Raw genomic sequence first — 17,204 nt, forward strand, 5'->3', positions numbered from 1 at the left:
TCAATCAAAGAAAAACAAAAGAAATGGATAATTACGATAATATGGAACTGCTCCGGTTCACCACAGCGGGCAGTGTAGACGACGGCAAGTCTACCCTCATCGGGCGGCTGCTGTACGATAGCAAATCTATTTTTGAAGATCAGTACGATGCGGTACGGGAAAGCAGTGAAAGGCGGGGGGAAGAAGGCGTTAACCTGGCCCTCCTCACCGATGGCCTAAAGGCTGAACGCGAACAGGGCATTACCATAGACGTGGCCTATCGCTATTTCTCAACACCCAAGCGCAAATTCATCATCGCCGATACGCCGGGCCATATTCAGTATACCCGGAATATGGTGACTGGTGCCTCTACTGCCAACGTTGCACTCATCCTCATTGATGCCCGCCGGGGCGTACTGGAACAAACCCGCCGGCACGCCTTTATCGCATCCCTGCTGCAAATCCCGCACCTTGTCGTGTGTATCAATAAGATGGATCTCGTCGACTATTCGGAGGAGACTTACGAAAAGATCAAGCAGGACTTCGAGGAGTTTTCCTACAAGCTGAATGTCAACGACGTCCACTTCATCCCCATCTCTGCACTAAAGGGGGATAACGTAGTGACCAAGTCCGAAAACACCCCCTGGTACGACGGATCCACCCTGCTCTATTACCTGGAGAATGTACACATCGGCAGCGACCACAACTTCATCGACTGCCGCTTCCCGGTACAGTATGTGGTACGGCCCAACTCTGATGACTACCATGATTACCGGGGCTATGCCGGACGCATCGCCGGTGGCATCTTCAAAAAAGGAGATGATGTGATGCTGCTGCCTTCCGGATTCACCAGTAAAATCAAAAAGATTGACACCTTTGACGGGGAAGTCGATGAAGCATACCCGCCCATGTCGGTGACCCTCCTGCTGGAGGACGACCTGGATTTAAGCCGGGGCGACATGATTGTGCGGGAAAACAATCAGCCTGAAGTGGAGCAGGACCTGGAAATCATGGTGTGCTGGTTCGCTGACCGCCCGCTGCAACCCCGGGGAAAGTACGCTGTTCTTCATACCACCAAAGAGGTGCGCTGTATTGTCAAGGAGATTCGGTACAAACTGGACATCAATACTCTCCACCGCAACGAAGAAGACAAGACGATCGGTATGAACGACATCGCACGTGTGGTGATACGGACCACCAAGCCGCTCTATTACGATGCCTACCGCAAGAACCGCATTACCGGCAGCGTAATCTTCGTGGATGAAGGGACAAATGAAACAGTGGGTGCGGGCATGATTATTTAAACCCGAAGGTACAATTCCCATTTCAACCTTTGCAGCCTGTCTGAACCTTAGTTTCAGGCAGGCTGCTTTTTTATCCCCCGGAAGCACCCCCTGCTAAAATCAGGGTTTAAAAAACCAAAGCAGGCAATCTCGCGTTTTGACAACATATTTGTTTTCGCAAAACCCGATAGCTATGAAATACCTTGCCCTTTACACCTTCCTGTTGTATTTATTCAGTCCGGGTTTCCCTTTGCTTGCTCAGATGCCCCAGATTACAGATTTCAGGCTGGACGGCGATGCCCGCCAATCAGGCAACAATTGCATTATCCTAACCCCTGATTATCAGTGGTCTTCCGGATCAATTTGGTACAAGAAAGCCATCAGTCTCAAGTCTTCCTTTGACATGCAGTTACGCGTTATGCTCGGGTGTAAAGACCGTGACGGGGCTGATGGCATGGTCTTCGTTTTCCACCCTTATGCCGAACGGACCGGGTACCGGGGGGAAGGCATGGGCTTTGCGGGGCTGAATCCGGCTATTGGCATCGAAATTGACACCTGGCAAAATGAGCACCTGGGCGACCCCAGGGAAGACCATGTGGCTATTCTCAGGGACGGCAGTGTGAATCATGGCTTCAACCTGGCTGGCCCCAACCGTATACCCAACATTGAAGATTGCCGGGAGCATGACCTAAACATCAATTGGAATGCGGACTCCCGCACCTTAAGTGTACGCATAGACGGTAAAGAGGTGATTTCGCTGCAGCGTGACCTGGTCAGGACGATCTTCAGGGGCAAAGACAAGGTGTACTGGGGCGTTACCTCCGCCACCGGCAATTACAACAACCGTCAGGCTGTTTGCTTTGAAAAGCTGGAATTTGAGCTGGTGGAAGAACTGCCCACGCTGGAACTACAGGGGCAAAAGCTAAAGGAACTGATGCGCGGGCGATTTATCACCCTGGACCACATTCAGTTTGAGTCCGGTGGAGCCCAGCTGACGCCGGCATCCCGTCAGGAACTGGATGAACTGGCGCGGATTATGAGGGCACATCCGGACATGCAGCTGGACATCATCGGGCATACCGATAACGTGGGCTCAGCTGCGACCAATTTATCATTATCAGAAAAACGATCGAGAGCGGTGGCGGAATACCTGAAGCAAAAAGGCATCTCCCCAAAACGGCTCAACTCCCGGGGCATGGGAGAGAAATACCCCAGCCACTCTAATGATACGCAGTCCGGACGCTTGCGCAACCGCCGAGTAGAACTGCGGCTGCTTGAGCCTATTGCGTAGTATCAGAGCAATCCTTAGCGGCAACGCCCTCCTTTCAGGTGGTAACTGGAAGCTCCGGTTTGCTCAACGTCGAGCCCGTAAATGGTTTCCAAAACCTGTAGAAAATCTGGCAAAGGATCTCCTGCAATTTCGGTAGATAATGCACACGATTGCAGGTCTTGGCTGCCCAGTTTGAATTCGACTTTATAATACCGGCCAATTTCCTGCAGGGCATTGCCCAGCTCTGCATTGCGAAAGACTAGTTTCTGGCTATGCCATCCCTGCGCGTTGAGCTCTGACACAGGCTTCTTGACCAGCTTTAGCTCATCGGAGCTAAAAACACCTCGTTCCTTAGGCTTTAGTTCCACCTGCTGCCCGGCTTGTGCATTTTCCATGCGCACCAGGCCTTCGGTTACTTCCACCTCAACGGTAGGTTCTTCCGGATAAGCCCGTAGGTTGAATGCCGTACCCAGAACTGTTGTACGCACTCCGTTAGACTGAATCACAAAGGGGCGATCAGGGTCAGGCGCCACTTTAAAATAAGCTTCACCGGTGAGGGAAACTTGTCTTGTGCCTTCAGCAATATCAAAGCTCAGGTAAGAGTCCTCATTGAGGTAAACGACGGAGGCATCAGGCAAAGCGACCTCCAGTTGTTCTGCCGGACCGGTAGTGAACGCCAGGGCGAACGCGCCCTGCCCACGGTTGACCAGCCAGAACGTACCCAAGGCTATTACCAATGCGATCGCTGCAGCAATACTCATCCAACTTCGGGACGTTGAAGTCAGCCGGACGGTTTGGGTATCCCTGGCCTGATCAGCATCCATGCGGGATTTCAGTCGGGAGAACCCTTTGTCCACATCCGGCTCATAACCGGATTGATAGGACAGGCTCTCCGACCACAGCTCTTCCAGCTCCCGATGCAGCCCGGGGTCCTGCTGATTGCGAAGGGCATCTTCATCTTCCGGTCGCAGCTGACCAGTTTGCTGCCGGTGAAACAATGATATATATTGTGATAATTTCATTCTCATTTGATTCATTCGTCAATAGGACACAGGCATAACCGCCCTCCCCTATCTGATATTTTCCTTTTTTCGAATAATGCTCAAAATGTCATCTGCCCGCCCAAACGGGATATTTCCTGCCTATTTCAGGCTTCCTTCCCCGGATTGAATTTTAACATTTCCCGGAGTATCTTCAGCGCTTTCGCCATCTGATTTTCTACCGTCTTTGGAGAAATCTCCAGTTGCTCCGCTATTTCCCGGTAGCTCATATCTTCAAACCGGCTGAGAATGAATATGATACGGCACCGTTCTGGCAATGCATCAATAGCCTCATCTATTCTTGATTGCAAATGATCCGCAGCCATAAGTTCAGGAGCCGAGGCTTCTGTACTCTTCTGTACGGGCGCCTGCTCCTCCTCCGTAAATTTAATACGCTGGTCCCGGACGTAATTCAGGGCTTTATTTACAGCTGCCCGCCGAAGATAGCCTTTCAGGGAGGAGGCGACCTGGATACGGCCCCGCTTTCGCCAAAGCTCATAAAACACATCCTGCGCCAAGTCCTCCACGAGATTGCTATCCGGGATAATCTTATACACGGCTTTACAAATATAAGCGTAGTACCGCCTGAATATCAGCTCGATGCCTCTTTCGTCCCCCTGGTTCAGCAAATCCAGTAACGCCTGATCTGTCGGTTGCTGTTGCAATTTAAATCATGCTTTTAAGATAGTAAGCCAGTACCTGGCCAGGACAGCTGCAAAAGCTGCTTACTTATTCCCAACCACAAGATAATACATCCTCAGAACATAGACGGTACTGGTTTGAACGCTGCCAAATATTCAGCTTGATCTTTTGAATAAGTAAAAATAATCGAATACCTTAGTCGGCATTATTCAACTAAGTGCTTCTAAAAACTTCTTGTAGATACCGATAACGACTTTAAACCAAACTTTACACCTGCAAGCAAGATGCCTGAGCTGGTCCTTAATAAATGGCTCTCCGGCAAAGGCAAATCACTCACAACCATGAAGAAATTTCTCTTTTTTATCCTCAGCCTTTTTGCCCCTTTTGCAATCTGGGCGCAAGATGGTGGCTCAACTATTGATGACAAAATCAACGCTGTGATGGAGCCGCTCACCCAAGTGGTGGAAAGCGTCGTGTTCGTCCCCATTACGGTAGCGGGCTTTACCATACCTTTTGTGCTCGTCTGGCTCATCGCCGGCGCACTCATTTTCACGATTTATACTGGCTTTGTGAATATCAGGGCTTTTGGTCACGCCATCAACGTGGTACGCGGCAAGTATGACGACCCGAATGACGCAGGCGAAGTTTCTCATTTTCAAGCACTTACAGCCGCACTTTCGGGCACTGTTGGAATCGGCAATATTGCCGGGGTAGCCATCGCAGTATCGGTTGGCGGGCCTGGTGCCACCTTCTGGATGATCGTTGCCGGCATATTCGGGATGACGTCGAAGTTCGTGGAATGCTCCCTGGGCGTTATGTACCGGAACTACAACGTCGATGGCTCCGTTTCCGGTGGCCCTATGTACTACCTCGATAAAGGCTTTAAGGAAAAAGGGGCCACTATGGGCGTCATCGGTAAAGTGCTGGCCGTGCTTTTTGCGATTGCCTGTATTGGTGGTTCATTCGGTGGAGGAAATATGGTGCAGGTCAATCAGGCTGCACAGCAATTCATCGACGTAACCGGCGGAAAGGAGAGCTTTATTGCGGACAGCTCCTGGATGTTCGGCGCGGTTATGGCCGTCATTGTAGCCATCATTATCATCGGGGGTATCAAATCTATTGCCCGGGTGACCGACAAGATTGTCCCATTCATGGTGGGCATTTATGTGTTGGGCGCAATTGTCGTGTTGGCCTACCATTACGCAGATATTCCTGCTGCCTTTGGAGAAATCATTGGTGGCGCCTTCAACTCAGATGCCCTCTACGGCGGCTTCATCGGTGTGCTGATACAGGGCTTCCGGCGTGCCGCATTTTCAAATGAAGCAGGTGTGGGCTCTGCTTCTATTGCCCACTCGGCAGTACGCACAGACGAGCCGATCTCGGAAGGTGTTGTAGCGCTTCTTGAGCCTTTTATTGACACCGTTGTCATTTGCACGATGACCGCTTTAGTTATTGTTATCACCAACTACGGCGGCATTGGCGCTGAGCAGGCTTTCCTGAGCGACCAAAATGGCGACCTGGATGGCATCACGCTGACTTCTTCCGCTTTCGAAACGGTGATGGCCTGGTTCCCGCCTATTCTTTCCGTGGCGGTTATTCTTTTCGCTCTGTCCACGATGATCAGCTGGTCTTACTACGGCCTGAAGGCGTGGACTTACCTCTTCGGGGAGAACAAAACCAATGAGTTGATCTACAAGGCAATATTCTGTGCCTTCGTAGTAATTGGTTCAGCGATCTCTGCCAAAAGCGTATTCGACTTTGGCGATGCGATGATCTTTGCGATGTGCTTCCCTAATGTGATGGGGCTTTATGTACTCATGCCCAATGTGATGCGGGCCTACAAGGATTATATGAGACGGATTAAGTCCGGCGAAATAGCAACTACAAAGTAAAATAGCAAGGAGCGCATCAGCTACTAAAACTGATGCGCTCTTTTGCTTTACAGCGGCTGCAAATCAGGTGCGACCCACCGTGACCTGGCCCTGACCGACTGTAGCAAACTTTCGCTAAAAAAGGTTTTTGGATAGGCGGATGCCGATTGGGGGGACTGTAGGAACTCACTCAAAGCCTCATCATAATTCAGATGTGGATGCGCCTCCAGGAAGTGCTTCAAAACAGTGATCCAGAATACAGTGAGCGTTTCGTGATAGCCCGCTTCGGGAGTGTTTTGATGCCCGAGGTATAAATTGTAGGCAATAATGCCAGTTCGCATCCGGCAAAGCGCCTCCTCTTCTCCTTGATGGAACAAGTACCAAAGCGCCACCTTCAAATGTGCCTCATGCGTCCATCCTTCTTCCGGTATGGTATGCCTTTCAAAACCACGCACTAACTTTTCAACAGGAGGCAGCTCTGGTTCCGGGATAAACTCCTCAGGTACCAGCGAAAAACTGAATGAGTCCGTATTCTTACCTTCGAACCGGTAATGCCGGCGGGCATAGCCTTCTCTGCGAAAGCCAAATTTATCCAACAGCCTCATAGATGCCCAGTTGTCAACCGCAGTCAAGGCTTCGATTCGCTCCAGCCCGAGTTCTTCAAAGCCAAACTTCAGGGTGACCGGCAGCAACTCCTGCATAAATCCCTGCCCACGGTCTTCCGTATCGTACAGACTGTAGCCAATTTCTGCCCGTAGGTGCCGACGAAAGATAATGTGATAGGAAAAGTCTCCGATCAGCTTCCCGGTATCTTTACGGTACAACAACCAGTTGTGCATGCTCAGACGCGGATTGTCCAGGCCATAGGTCAGGAAGCGCTCTTTAATGCCAGCATACATTTCTGGTGTGAGGCAATTGAGGGCTGCCCCCAGCGTCTCGTCATCATGTTTGGAAGTCAATGCTTTAAAGGAAACCGGATTAAGCGTACGAAGGAGGAGCCGCCCGGTTTCTAGTGCAGGCAAATTCAAATCAGGCATGCCATTATTGTTTTTGAAAAAACCCTCACCTGTGTTATGAAGTTCCCCCCCAGGGCATTTTAAGGCTTTTATCAAGCCATGACACCTTTGGGAGATACTGAATGTAGTACCAAAACATAGCAATTAAAACCCCCAAAAATGCCCCCAGGTAGACGTCTTTAAAGAAATGCTGAGTGAGGTAAATCCGGGACAAGCCTACGATGAGTGCCAGCAGGAAAAACAAGGCACCGGTAGACTTTTTATTTGGTGCACAGAAGGCCATAAAGGCAAAAAGAGCGAAGCCTGCCATCGTATGGCCGCTTGGAAAACTGGTAGCGCCCGAGTGCACTTTGATTCCTTCCACCAGGTTGAGCTGCCCGGCAATGCCCAGCTTCTCAAAATAGGCGAAGGGGCGGTCATGCGCAAAAAAAGACTTGGAAAGGTAAGAAATAACCGACACACTAAAACCCAGGAAAGGGAGGGCAATAGCATGCCTGAACCGGATGAACAGAAGCACCAGCCCGGCCAGCATAAACCCAACGGGTTCGCCAAGCTTGGTACCATTCACAAACAGCAAATCCAGCCCCACGCTGCGGTGCCGGCTAAAAAACCAGACGAACGCTCCGGTTTCCATCAGTGCCAGCAGTACAGCTCCAAATAAAAGAAATTGAACCATGCCGGAAAAAAACCAGCGGTTCGTTTGCCATAAATCAGACAGCGGGGTCATGCTCAGCTTTGCGTTTTCTAAAGAGTTTGAAGATCGCTTTGAAGAAATTCGCATACTGATCGATGTTGACCAGTTTGCTGTCGTTCATCGCCTTGCGCGTCAGCAATACTCCTATGGGAAAAAGCACTGCGCAGGGCACCCAGGCAGCGACTGCGGCAGGCACAACGAAGGTCTCCGCAATTTTCCGGCAGAATATGGTCAGCACAATAAATATCATGAAAAAGATGATCGATATCAGGATAGGATACCCGAAGCCGCCCTTGCGTACAATCGCGCCCATGGGTGCGCCAATGAACACAAAGATGAAGCACACCAGCGCCATGCTGTATTTGGTATGAAGCTCATAAATGTGCTTGACCCGGCTTTCCCGCAACCGGTCGATGGATCGGGTGGCGGATTCGGCGTGTGCCTGAATACTTCGGATAAAGGACTTGGACTTATTGACCAGCCTCAGGCGCTCTGCTTCTGAGAACAGCAGCAGAATACTCTCATAATCTTCCACCGGCTTCTCAATGACTTGCTTGATAGGCCGCCCTTCAAAGGACTTTATGGGTTTGCGGTTGATTTTTTCATCGGGTGCGAATGCCGGTTGCTGATCATCGGGTTGAGCATCCCCGACAACGTTTTCAGCCTCAGTAGAGTCAGCCTCCTCATTCTGTTCCTCTGCAGCCTCACTCGCTTTGGCTTCCAGGTTTTCCTCCTCCGCTCTGATCCGTTCGGCTTCTGCTGCGGCCAGTTTATCTTCTTCATCCGGATTATCCAGGAAGGTGCTGTCCAGTTCCAGCAAATCAAAGTAGGAACTAAACTGATTCGAAATGCCCACCTCTCGGCGCCGGATCTTTTGCTCCAGCGAGTCTACTGCATCGGCCAGCTGACCGCTTGTCAGCATACTCCGGTTGGACTTAAAAAGGTCTTCGTTGGTCCGGTTAAGGTTGAACTCACTCAAGTCGAAGACTTTGTACCAGCTTTTGAAATTGGTGCGCACAAACGGATAGGACCGGCTGTTGCCAGAACCGGATGGATCCCCTTCCATATACTGATGGCCGTTGTGGAGGTTCATCATAAAGTAGCTCCCATCCTCAGTGGCATACATTTCCCCCTCACTGGCTATAATCTGAGACAGCTTGCCTTTGTTGGCGTCAGTGTGGTCGTAGATGAGTACGTCTTCTATCCGTTTCCCATCGCCTGGCTTGTTGCCAATATGAATGGCGTATCCGTCAAAGTCGTCATTAAAAATACCAGCCTCCAGCCGCAGTGCCGGCTTTTGTTTCTGGATATCGTACATCCGGGACCCGAATTTGAGGTTGGCTACCGGAATAAGGTTGTTGGAACAGAAAAAGGAAGCCAGAACGGCAAAAAAACCAAACCCAATCATGGGCCGCATGATGCGGGCCAGGGACACACCCGCAGACTTGAAGCTGGACAGCTCATACCGCTCTGCCATGTTCCCCATTACCATCACGGAGGAAATCAGCACCGCCAGCGGCAGGGCCATTGGCACCAGGGAGAGGCTTTTATACCCCATTAGCTCCAGGATGAGAAACAACCCCAGCCCCTTGCCCGCTATATCGTCGATGTACAGCCACAGTACCTGCATCACCAAAACGAACATCGCAATCATGAATGTTACGATGAAAGGTGGGATAAAACTCTTGATCAGTAAGCGGTCGACAATCTTCATAGATTCACAAATAGACTTTCTGCGTTGCGCAAAGGTACAACGTCTCATAACAACTCTGTATGGTGTGCCAAAGGTTGACTTTATATTAACTTTAAATTTTTTCCGGCCCGGCTGTAACTTTCCGTTAACCCTTGCCGTCACCTTAGTGAACGCAGCTTAGAGACGGAAACAAAATAAGTTAGACCGTTTGAGTTTTTGGGCAATTTCATTAGCAGCTGAAAACCTGGAAGCTGAGGTGATCCCGGTTAACCGGGACACAAAAACCTAAAGAGAAAGCGGTCTAACTTATTTCCGTCAAACTACTTAGAGAGCGTAATGAACCTGGAAACTTTCAAATCAGACATACTGCCCATCAAAAACAAACTCTACCGGGTCGCCCTTCGCATAACGGGGAACCCACAGGAGGCAGAGGATGTGGTGCAGGAAACCCTGATCAAAGTCTGGGAACAACGCCAGGAGCTGAGTACAGTCCGCAACATCGAAGCCTGGTGCATGCAGCTGACCAAAAACCGGTCCATCGACAAGCGCCGCCTTCGGTTCAACCAAAACGAAGGGCTGGACGGTGCCTACAGGCTGAGCAGCTCAGCACATACGCCCGATCAGCAAGCGGAACTCTCGGACAGCTACCTGCAAATTCAAAAACTGATGCAGGAACTGCCCGACAATCAAAGAATGGCCATGCAGCTCCGGGATGTGGATGGGTTTACCTATCAGGAAATCTCTGACACCCTGGAAATGCCCCTGGCACAGGTAAAAACGAATATTTTCAGAGCTCGGAAGAGCATCCGAAATAAATTAACCGCCTTATGGACCACCAATTGATACGGCAATTACTAGACCGCTACTTCGAAGGGCAGACGAGCCTTGAAGAAGAAGCCCAACTCCGGCGTGCGTTTCAGCGCAAAGACCTGCCGGAAGATCTAAAGGGGTACCGCCCCTTGTTTGGGTACCTGGAGCAAAATGCCGCCCCGGAACTGGGTGATGCCTTTGACGCCAAATTACTGGCGGAACTGCAGCCTCAGGAAGCCAAAGTCCGGTACCTTTCTGCAAGGACCTGGGGATTGCGGATAGCAGCCGCTGTAGCCCTTGCCATCGGCGCTTTCTGGATGTACGAAGGCTATCAGCCCGCGCAGCATCAGGAAGTGGCCGGCGTTGACTGGTCCAAATACGAAGTGGAAGACCCCAAACAGGCGTTTGCGATTACCAGCAGCGCACTGAAAAGGGCTTCCTTAGAACTCAATCAGGGAACAGACGTGGCTGCTCAGGGCTTTGAGCGCAACCTCAAAGAGATCAGCCGCTTTTTTGAATAACCAACCTTTACTCATCCGATTGTTTATCCGTAAATTTTAAATCATGAAGACCTCAAAGTGGATTTTTACCGCCTTGATGCTGGGCATCGTCAGCATCGCCTCAGCACAGACCTCCAACGCTAATGCCATTGATAAGTACTTTCAGCAATACCTCGATGATGACCGCTTCACTGTGGTCTATATCAGCTCCAAACTGATGAGCATGTTCGGGAAGCTGGATGTGGAATCTATGGAAATGGACGACAACGAGACCGCTGCCATTATTGACCTGGCCTCCGACCTCAAGGGCATCCGAATCCTCGTCGCAGAGGAAAATGGTGCCGGCTTTTACAAGGAAGCCAAGCAGAAGATCAACACCACCGAATACGAAATTCTTATGACTGTGCGCAATGCCGACGAGCAAAACGTCGACTTCCTGGTCAAGGAAGACGCCGCCGGCACTATGGAAGAACTCCTGCTGCTGGTCGGCGGTGGGGAAGAATTCGTACTCATGAGCTTTGTAGGCAAAATCGACATGGAGAAAATATCCAGGCTCATCAACGAGTTTGATGATAACGAAGAGCCTGCCGAGCAAAAACAGTAAATTAGTCTGTCAGAGCCATGGTTGGGGTCTTGTACCCCACCAATGCTGTTTACTCCACCACAAACCCGACCGCTATGAGACTGCCCATTCTTATTTTTTGTGCAGCAGCTTTTGCTTTTACTTCCTGCAGCAGCCCTAAAACGACGGCTCAGTTTTACCAAACCCACAAAAAGCAGCCCGGAGTAGTCAACTTCAAGCTACCCGGCTGGGTCATGTGGCTGGGTGGAGGCATTGTCTACAACAGTGTGAAAGACGAGGAGACCAAAGTAGCCCTGCGCTATGCCCGTAAGATTGGCAAGTTCCGTATGCTGGCTTCTGAAAAGGGGGCAGCCCTGCCAGAGTCCGAACTCAAAGCTTTTGTCAGGAACATTCAGGACAATGGGTACGAAGACCTGTTGCAGGTGGACAGTGAAGGCTCTTCCGTCCGGATCATGGCACGAGACAACAGGAATAAGATCAAGAACCTGTTGCTACTGGTCCGTGATGAAGATGGCTTTGTGTTTATGGATATGAAGTCCCGGATCAAATACTCGGAGATTTCAGACCTCATCAATTATTTCATCAAAATGGGCGAGCAGAAAGAGGAAAAGGAAGAAGCAGAGCAACCCGAGCCTGCCCCTGTTATCCCAAGGGTATAACCCTATTTAAATCACCCGAAACCACTCTATATCATGCGAGATTTCATTCTATTGTGCCTGTTGGCCCTCATTCCGGTATTTGGCATGAGCCAAACTCATTTCATCTCTGAGTTTTATGATCAGTACAAAGACCAGGATCAGGTCAGCCATATCGACATACAAGGCTGGCTACTCAAGCTGAAAATCAATGCGGAGGAAGCAGAAGGTGCAGAAAAAATCATTGATAAAATCACTCAGCTGCGCATCCTGACGATGGACGATGGCAACCTCGTCACGCCGAAGGAGTACCAAAAGCTGCTGAAGAATATGCGCAAAAACGGCTTCGAAGAGCTCTTCCGGGTGCGCGAAGGCCATGAAGATGTGGGGCTCTACATCCGGGAGGAAAATAAAAAGGTCACCAACGTCCTGCTGACCGTTCACGGGCAGGACAACTTCATCCTGCTTAGCCTGGAAGGCCTGCTGAAGTTCAGCGATCTTAATGACCTCCATCTGGACATTGAAGGCATGGAGCACTTTGAAAACCTGCCAGACAAAAAGGAAGATATTCCACGTGTGTAATCCGTTCTTGTAGATCATTCACCCGACCCTTACCCCGGGCAACCTTAGTTGTCCGGGGTATTTTGATTTGCCCCTGAATGCAGAGATTTTATTTATCTTTCGCCTAAAACATGCGGTTTACCCTTTTCACCCTCTGCCTTTTTGCCCTCAATGTGGTGTTTGCCCAAAACCCGGTTCCTGCCACTCCCGCCCAATCCCGTATCCAAAGTTATGCCCAACGGCAGTCTCTTCGGGACGCTTCCATCGCCAATGCTATTGAATTTCGCAATGTGGGCCCAACCGTGATGAGCGGGCGCGTGGCCGATATTGACGTTTGGGAGGAAGACCCCACGCATTTTTACGTCGCTTATGCCTCCGGGGGGCTCTGGAAAACGGAAAACAACGGCCTTTCTTTCACGCCTTTGTTTGAAAAGGAAATGGTCATGACGATTGGAGACATCGCAGTGGACTGGAAAACCGGCACCATCTGGGTAGGCACCGGAGAGGTCAACTCCAGCCGCTCTTCCTATGCAGGCACCGGCATTTACAAAAGTACCGATGAGGGCAATACCTGGACACACCTCGGCCTGCCGGAGACCCACCACATTGGCCGCATCCTCCTGCACCCCGATGACCCGAATATCGCCTGGGTGGCGGCCCTTGGACATCTCTATTCTTCCAATCCCGAACGGGGTCTTTATAAAACCACTGATGGTGGCCAATCCTGGGACCGCACCCTCTACGCCGGCCCGGAAACCGGTGTGGTTGACCTCATCATGGAGCCGGATAACCCTAATATACTTTATGCCGCCACCTGGCAACGGGAACGGCGCGCCTGGAACTTCGTGGAGTCCGGTGCAGCATCTGCCATTTACAAAAGTACAGACGGAGGCAATACCTGGACCCGCCTGACGAACATCAACAGCGGATTTCCTACCGGCGAAGGTGCCGGGCGCATCGGCCTTGATATCGTACAGGCAGATAGCAACACCATACTCTACGCCGCTATCGACAACTACGGCCGCCGCCCCGCAAAGGAAAAAGAAGATGAACTGACTAAGGCTGAACTGCGCACGATGTCCAAAGAAGCTTTCCTCGAACTCCCACCCTATCAAATCAAAGCCTACCTGCGCAGCAATGGCTTCCCTAAAAAATACGATTTGGAGACGGTACTGGAAATGGTCAAAACGGATGAAATCACTCCACAGGACCTGGTGGCCTACGTGGAGGATGCCAACTCCCTGCTCTTTGACACCCCAGTCGTCGGGCTGGAAGTCTACCGCTCCGATAATGGCGGGCGGACCTGGAAGAAAACCCACAACGATTATATCGATCAGGTCTATAATTCCTACGGCTATTACTTTGGGCAAATCCGGGTGGCCCCACAGGACCCTAATCAGATTTTCGTGATGGGCGTACCCGTACTACGCTCCGATGATGGCGGTAAGACCTGGACCAATATCATGCAAGACAACGTACATGCCGACCACCACGCCCTTTGGATTAATCCCAACCGGCCGGAGCACCTTATTCTGGGCAACGATGGTGGCATCAATATTTCCTACGACAACGGTGCGCATTGGGCCAAATGTAACAGCCCGGCTGTCGGACAATTTTATACGGTTGCCGTTGACAATGCCGAGCCCTACCGGATTTACGGAGGACTACAGGACAACGGTGTTTGGATGGGCCCCAGCACTTATGAAGCAAGCGATCGCTGGCACGCCACCGGGCAGTATCCCTACAAGGAAATCATGGGCGGGGATGGCATGCAGGTCGCCATTGATCCAAGAGACAACCAAACCGTGTATACCGGGTTCCAGTTTGGCAACTATTTCCGCATCAACACTTCCACAGAAAAAACCACCTACATTACGCCTAAGCCCAACCTGGGAGAGCGCCCCTACCGCTGGAACTGGCAGGCGCCTATCCACTTGTCCATCCATAATCCCGATATTCTGTACATGGGCGCTCATAAAATGCTGCGCTCTATGGACCAGGGTGAGCAGTTTGAAGAAATTTCCGGAGACCTCACACAGGGCGGAGTTACCGGCGATGTGCCCTATGGTACCCTCAGCAGCATTCATGAATCGCCCCTGCAATTCGGGCTGTTGTACACTGGCTCTGATGACGGGCTGGTGCACCTGAGCCGGGACGGAGGCTTTAGCTGGTCCAACATCACCAGTAACCTGCCCGGAGATTTGTGGGTGAGCCGGGTGCAAGCCTCTGTCCATCAGAAAAGCCGGGTGTATGTAGCACTGAATGGCTACCGGTGGGATGACTTCACGCCTTACTTGTACGTCTCTGAAGACTATGGAAGCATCTGGCAGCGTATTGGAACAGACCTGCCTCTGGAGCCGGTAAATATCATTCGGGAAGACCCGGAGCACCCTGAGCTGCTCTACGTAGGTACAGATCATGGCTTGTATATTTCCCTGGACAAAGGCAAGCACTTTATGCTGCTCGACAACAACCTGCCTGCCGTAGCCGTCCATGACCTGGCGATTCAAAATACTGCTAAGGAATTGGTGGTGGGCACCCACGGCCGGTCCATTTACGTCGGGCGCATTAAAGAGCTCCAGCAACTGGACAGCAGCCTGATGGCAAAGGCACTCCACGCCTTCCCGCCTGACCCCATCCGGTACCGCTCCAATTGGGGCAAAAAGTCGGTTTGGGAGCAAACCATACCCAAAGCGCAAATTCCGGTGTATGCCAACAGGCCAGGTAAGGCTTCCGTAACAGTCTCCACCCCGGACAGTCTGGAGCTGCAAAATTTTGAGGTTCAACTTTCAAAAGGGCTAAACTATATTGCTTACGGTCTTACAATTAGCGAGGAAATTCTGGATGAGTATAATGAAACACTAAATAAAGACAGAAAGTCAGACGAGAAACCGGTCCATATCAAAGTCATGGACAACGGCAAGGCCTATTTATACAGGGGGAATTACAGCGTGGAGATTCAATTTGGAGAGCAGACCGTGCAGGAAACGCTGAAATTGGAATAAAACGTATTAAAAAACTTGACCCTCAACAATTTATTGCCGATTTTGAATGTTAATATGATCTTAACCAACTTCTTGTTTGTTAAGAGCTTGTTGGGATTTTGCTTTTGGAGCGAACGAAGCCAAATTTTATTCTGAACAAGTCTTTGATCCCGACATTCATCGTCGGGGGCGTGATGAGGGAGAATCCGTACGGACGTGACCGAAGAACAACGAAGAGCAGGACAAAATTTGGCAAGAGCAGCCCGAAGTGTAAAATCCAAACAAGCTCTTAAAACAAAGTCCACTAAACAAAACGCATATGCGCTTCTACATGATTTTCGGCCTGTTTTTACTCACGACAGGCTTATCGGCACAGCAATACAGCAGCCGTTACGCTTCTTCCTCCAACAACAGCGAGACCGGCACAGCGGTCTACTATGCCGACTATCTCCACGGCCGCATTACCGCTATGGGTGAGGTGTACCGGCGCGAAGAATACACGGCTGCGCACAAAACTTACCCTAAAGGCACCTTGCTAAAGGTAACCCGCCTGGATAACGGCCTGTCTACCGTCGTGCGGGTCAATGACCGCGGCCCGTTCGTAGAGGGCCTTATGATTGATATTTCCAAAGCGGCAGCAATGGATATTGGGCTGCTCAGAGATGGTAAAGCTCAGGTCCGCATAGAGCCGGTCGGCCATTCTGACCAAAACCCCAGAGGGGGCCAGCTGACTGCTCAAACCACCGCCCGGTCAGCCCCCCAATCCTACGATAGCTACGCCAGCCGGAGTAACCGTGTGCCCGCTTACAGTTCCTCTTCCTATGAGCCTCAGTACCCGGCAACTGCCACTCAAAACAGCTATGCCAGCCGCAGTACCAATACTTCTGACTATACAGCGAAGGGGGGTACTAACCGTTATTCCGCTTACAATTCCGCACCACCGGTTGGGCGGGCTTACAGCAATGAAAACATGGCTTACAGCCAGCCTACACAATCGGGCAGGACCTACACCGAGCCTTACAGCAACAATGTGAACCTGACTGCAAAGGGTGGCTACCCCACTAATCAGCCCCAATCATACGGACAGGTCGGTGGCTCACTCGCCAGCCGTGCGCCGGGCGCGGCACAAACTTCTTCCGGTAGCAGCACCTCAGCCACGACCCTACCACGCGGCACTCAGGGCTACGCTGTACAAGTCGGCTCCTACCGAAATGCAGAAAATGCTGCCCGCCAGGTAGAAGAGTTGCAAGCTAAAGGATTAAGCAATGTCTTTATCATGGATTCCAACGGGCTCCAAAAAGTAGTCATTGCTGCATTCCCCCAAAAGGCAGCTGCACAAAACTACCTGGACGACCTGCGCCGGTCCTTTATGATTGACGGATTGGTCACGATGATCCGTTAATATCTCGGTTACCGGAGCGGCGTAAAGGTTTACGCCGCTCCGGTTATTTACATTCACTCCCCTCCTTCCCTGTCTTTTCCACAGGCTATTCGCCACATTTTCCTTACATTTATGTAATTCGACCCTGCCTTGCTGCGTATTAGTAAGGTAACGGGCGGTCTTATTCAGTACGCCGCCTTCCCAAAAGACAAATTCTATGCTAAACCGTATCATTTCGGGGCTTTTCGCCGCACTGCTTTGC

Annotated in this window: 15 protein-coding genes; 10 read left to right on the forward strand and 5 right to left on the reverse strand. The window is 51.0% G+C overall.

The genetic code is table 11. The features are described 5' to 3' along the window. Positions 1-23: 23 nt before the first annotated feature. Together cysN and IX84_RS31605 are read left to right on the forward strand one after the other, a co-directional pair. On the forward strand, positions 24-1,283 hold the full coding sequence (cysN, locus tag IX84_RS26900; protein ID WP_044228530.1) for a sulfate adenylyltransferase subunit CysN: 1,260 nt from the start codon (positions 24-26) through the stop codon (positions 1,281-1,283). 172 nt (positions 1,284-1,455) lie between these two features. Continuing rightward, positions 1,456-2,553, forward strand: a complete 1,098-nt coding sequence (locus IX84_RS31605; protein WP_052516439.1) for a lectin-like domain-containing protein — start codon at positions 1,456-1,458, stop codon at positions 2,551-2,553. Positions 2,554-2,567: 14 nt separating this feature from the next. Here IX84_RS31605 and IX84_RS26910 read toward each other — a convergent pair whose 3' ends face one another. Then, positions 2,568-3,554, reverse strand: coding sequence for a FecR family protein (locus IX84_RS26910; RefSeq protein ID WP_160213952.1), 987 nt, complete (start codon positions 3,552-3,554; stop codon positions 2,568-2,570). A gap of 125 nt (positions 3,555-3,679) precedes the next feature. Next, on the reverse strand, positions 3,680-4,237 hold the full coding sequence (locus IX84_RS26915) for an RNA polymerase sigma-70 factor (protein WP_044228533.1): 558 nt from the start codon (positions 4,235-4,237) through the stop codon (positions 3,680-3,682). A 318-nt stretch (positions 4,238-4,555) separates the two neighbouring features. Between IX84_RS26915 and IX84_RS26920 the strand changes: the two genes are divergently transcribed. After that, a complete protein-coding gene (locus IX84_RS26920) occupies positions 4,556-6,106 on the forward strand; it encodes an alanine/glycine:cation symporter family protein (protein WP_081968984.1) in 1,551 nt (516 codons plus the stop codon). A gap of 47 nt (positions 6,107-6,153) precedes the next feature. On the opposite strand, the gene IX84_RS32670 is transcribed toward IX84_RS26920, so the two are convergent. Genes IX84_RS32670 through IX84_RS26940 form a run of 3 tightly spaced genes read right to left on the reverse strand, consistent with a single transcriptional unit; the run spans position 6,154 to position 9,509 of the window. Further along, the gene (locus IX84_RS32670; RefSeq protein WP_052516440.1) at positions 6,154-7,122 is read right to left on the reverse strand and encodes a GNAT family N-acetyltransferase; all 969 of its coding nucleotides are present in this window, start codon (positions 7,120-7,122) and stop codon (positions 6,154-6,156) included. Positions 7,123-7,156: 34 nt separating this feature from the next. Further along, entirely contained in the window at positions 7,157-7,828 is a 672-nt protein-coding gene (locus IX84_RS26935; protein ID WP_044228536.1) for a phosphatase PAP2 family protein, read from the reverse strand. Beyond that, the gene (locus IX84_RS26940; RefSeq protein WP_044228541.1) at positions 7,812-9,509 is read right to left on the reverse strand and encodes an LptF/LptG family permease; all 1,698 of its coding nucleotides are present in this window, start codon (positions 9,507-9,509) and stop codon (positions 7,812-7,814) included. The genes IX84_RS26935 and IX84_RS26940 overlap by 17 nt, the downstream gene beginning before the upstream one ends. A gap of 315 nt (positions 9,510-9,824) precedes the next feature. On the opposite strand from IX84_RS26940, the gene IX84_RS26945 reads away from it, so the two are divergent. The 7 genes from IX84_RS26945 to IX84_RS31615 all read left to right on the forward strand — a co-directional run bounded on the left by IX84_RS26945 (position 9,825) and on the right by IX84_RS31615 (position 16,963). After that, positions 9,825-10,331, forward strand: a complete 507-nt coding sequence (locus IX84_RS26945) for an RNA polymerase sigma factor (RefSeq protein WP_044228544.1) — start codon at positions 9,825-9,827, stop codon at positions 10,329-10,331. Further along, a complete protein-coding gene (locus tag IX84_RS26950; protein ID WP_052516441.1) occupies positions 10,316-10,819 on the forward strand; it encodes a hypothetical protein in 504 nt (167 codons plus the stop codon). The genes IX84_RS26945 and IX84_RS26950 overlap by 16 nt, the downstream gene beginning before the upstream one ends. A 43-nt stretch (positions 10,820-10,862) precedes the next feature. Continuing rightward, positions 10,863-11,402 (forward strand): DUF4252 domain-containing protein, encoded by a 540-nt coding sequence (locus tag IX84_RS26955; protein WP_044228547.1) that lies wholly within the window; start codon positions 10,863-10,865, stop codon positions 11,400-11,402. A gap of 74 nt (positions 11,403-11,476) precedes the next feature. Next, entirely contained in the window at positions 11,477-12,040 is a 564-nt protein-coding gene (locus IX84_RS26960; protein ID WP_160213954.1) for a DUF4252 domain-containing protein, read from the forward strand. A gap of 33 nt (positions 12,041-12,073) precedes the next feature. Then, positions 12,074-12,598, forward strand: coding sequence for a DUF4252 domain-containing protein (locus IX84_RS26965; RefSeq protein ID WP_044228553.1), 525 nt, complete (start codon positions 12,074-12,076; stop codon positions 12,596-12,598). 110 nt (positions 12,599-12,708) lie between these two features. Continuing rightward, positions 12,709-15,582 carry a WD40/YVTN/BNR-like repeat-containing protein gene (locus IX84_RS26970; RefSeq protein WP_044228556.1) on the forward strand — a complete coding sequence of 958 codons (2,874 nt, stop codon included), beginning with the start codon at positions 12,709-12,711 and terminating at the stop codon, positions 15,580-15,582. Between the two features lie 298 nt (positions 15,583-15,880). Then, entirely contained in the window at positions 15,881-16,963 is a 1,083-nt protein-coding gene (locus IX84_RS31615; RefSeq protein WP_052516442.1) for a septal ring lytic transglycosylase RlpA family protein, read from the forward strand. The last annotated feature ends 241 nt before the right edge of the window (positions 16,964-17,204 follow it).

Source organism: Phaeodactylibacter xiamenensis, assembly GCF_000759025.1.
Lineage (GTDB): Bacteria > Bacteroidota > Bacteroidia > Chitinophagales > Saprospiraceae > Phaeodactylibacter > Phaeodactylibacter xiamenensis.

What these genes read in the sequence shown, in the direction of transcription:
- IX84_RS31605 (WP_052516439.1), top strand. Translation starts at nt 1,456, where the DNA reads ATGAAATACCTTGCCCTTTACACCTTCCTGTTGTATTTATTCAGTCCG.
- IX84_RS26960 (WP_160213954.1), top strand. Translation starts at nt 11,477, where the DNA reads ATGAGACTGCCCATTCTTATTTTTTGTGCAGCAGCTTTTGCTTTTACT.
- IX84_RS26955 (WP_044228547.1), top strand. Translation starts at nt 10,863, where the DNA reads ATGAAGACCTCAAAGTGGATTTTTACCGCCTTGATGCTGGGCATCGTC.
- IX84_RS26935 (WP_044228536.1), bottom strand. Translation starts at nt 7,828, where the DNA reads ATGACCCCGCTGTCTGATTTATGGCAAACGAACCGCTGGTTTTTTTCC.
- IX84_RS32670 (WP_052516440.1), bottom strand. Translation starts at nt 7,122, where the DNA reads ATGCCTGATTTGAATTTGCCTGCACTAGAAACCGGGCGGCTCCTCCTT.
- IX84_RS26965 (WP_044228553.1), top strand. Translation starts at nt 12,074, where the DNA reads ATGCGAGATTTCATTCTATTGTGCCTGTTGGCCCTCATTCCGGTATTT.
- IX84_RS31615 (WP_052516442.1), top strand. Translation starts at nt 15,881, where the DNA reads ATGCGCTTCTACATGATTTTCGGCCTGTTTTTACTCACGACAGGCTTA.
- IX84_RS26970 (WP_044228556.1), top strand. Translation starts at nt 12,709, where the DNA reads ATGCGGTTTACCCTTTTCACCCTCTGCCTTTTTGCCCTCAATGTGGTG.
- IX84_RS26945 (WP_044228544.1), top strand. Translation starts at nt 9,825, where the DNA reads ATGAACCTGGAAACTTTCAAATCAGACATACTGCCCATCAAAAACAAA.
- IX84_RS26920 (WP_081968984.1), top strand. Translation starts at nt 4,556, where the DNA reads ATGAAGAAATTTCTCTTTTTTATCCTCAGCCTTTTTGCCCCTTTTGCA.
- cysN (WP_044228530.1), top strand. Translation starts at nt 24, where the DNA reads ATGGATAATTACGATAATATGGAACTGCTCCGGTTCACCACAGCGGGC.
- IX84_RS26910 (WP_160213952.1), bottom strand. Translation starts at nt 3,554, where the DNA reads ATGAAATTATCACAATATATATCATTGTTTCACCGGCAGCAAACTGGT.
- IX84_RS26950 (WP_052516441.1), top strand. Translation starts at nt 10,316, where the DNA reads ATGGACCACCAATTGATACGGCAATTACTAGACCGCTACTTCGAAGGG.
- IX84_RS26940 (WP_044228541.1), bottom strand. Translation starts at nt 9,509, where the DNA reads ATGAAGATTGTCGACCGCTTACTGATCAAGAGTTTTATCCCACCTTTC.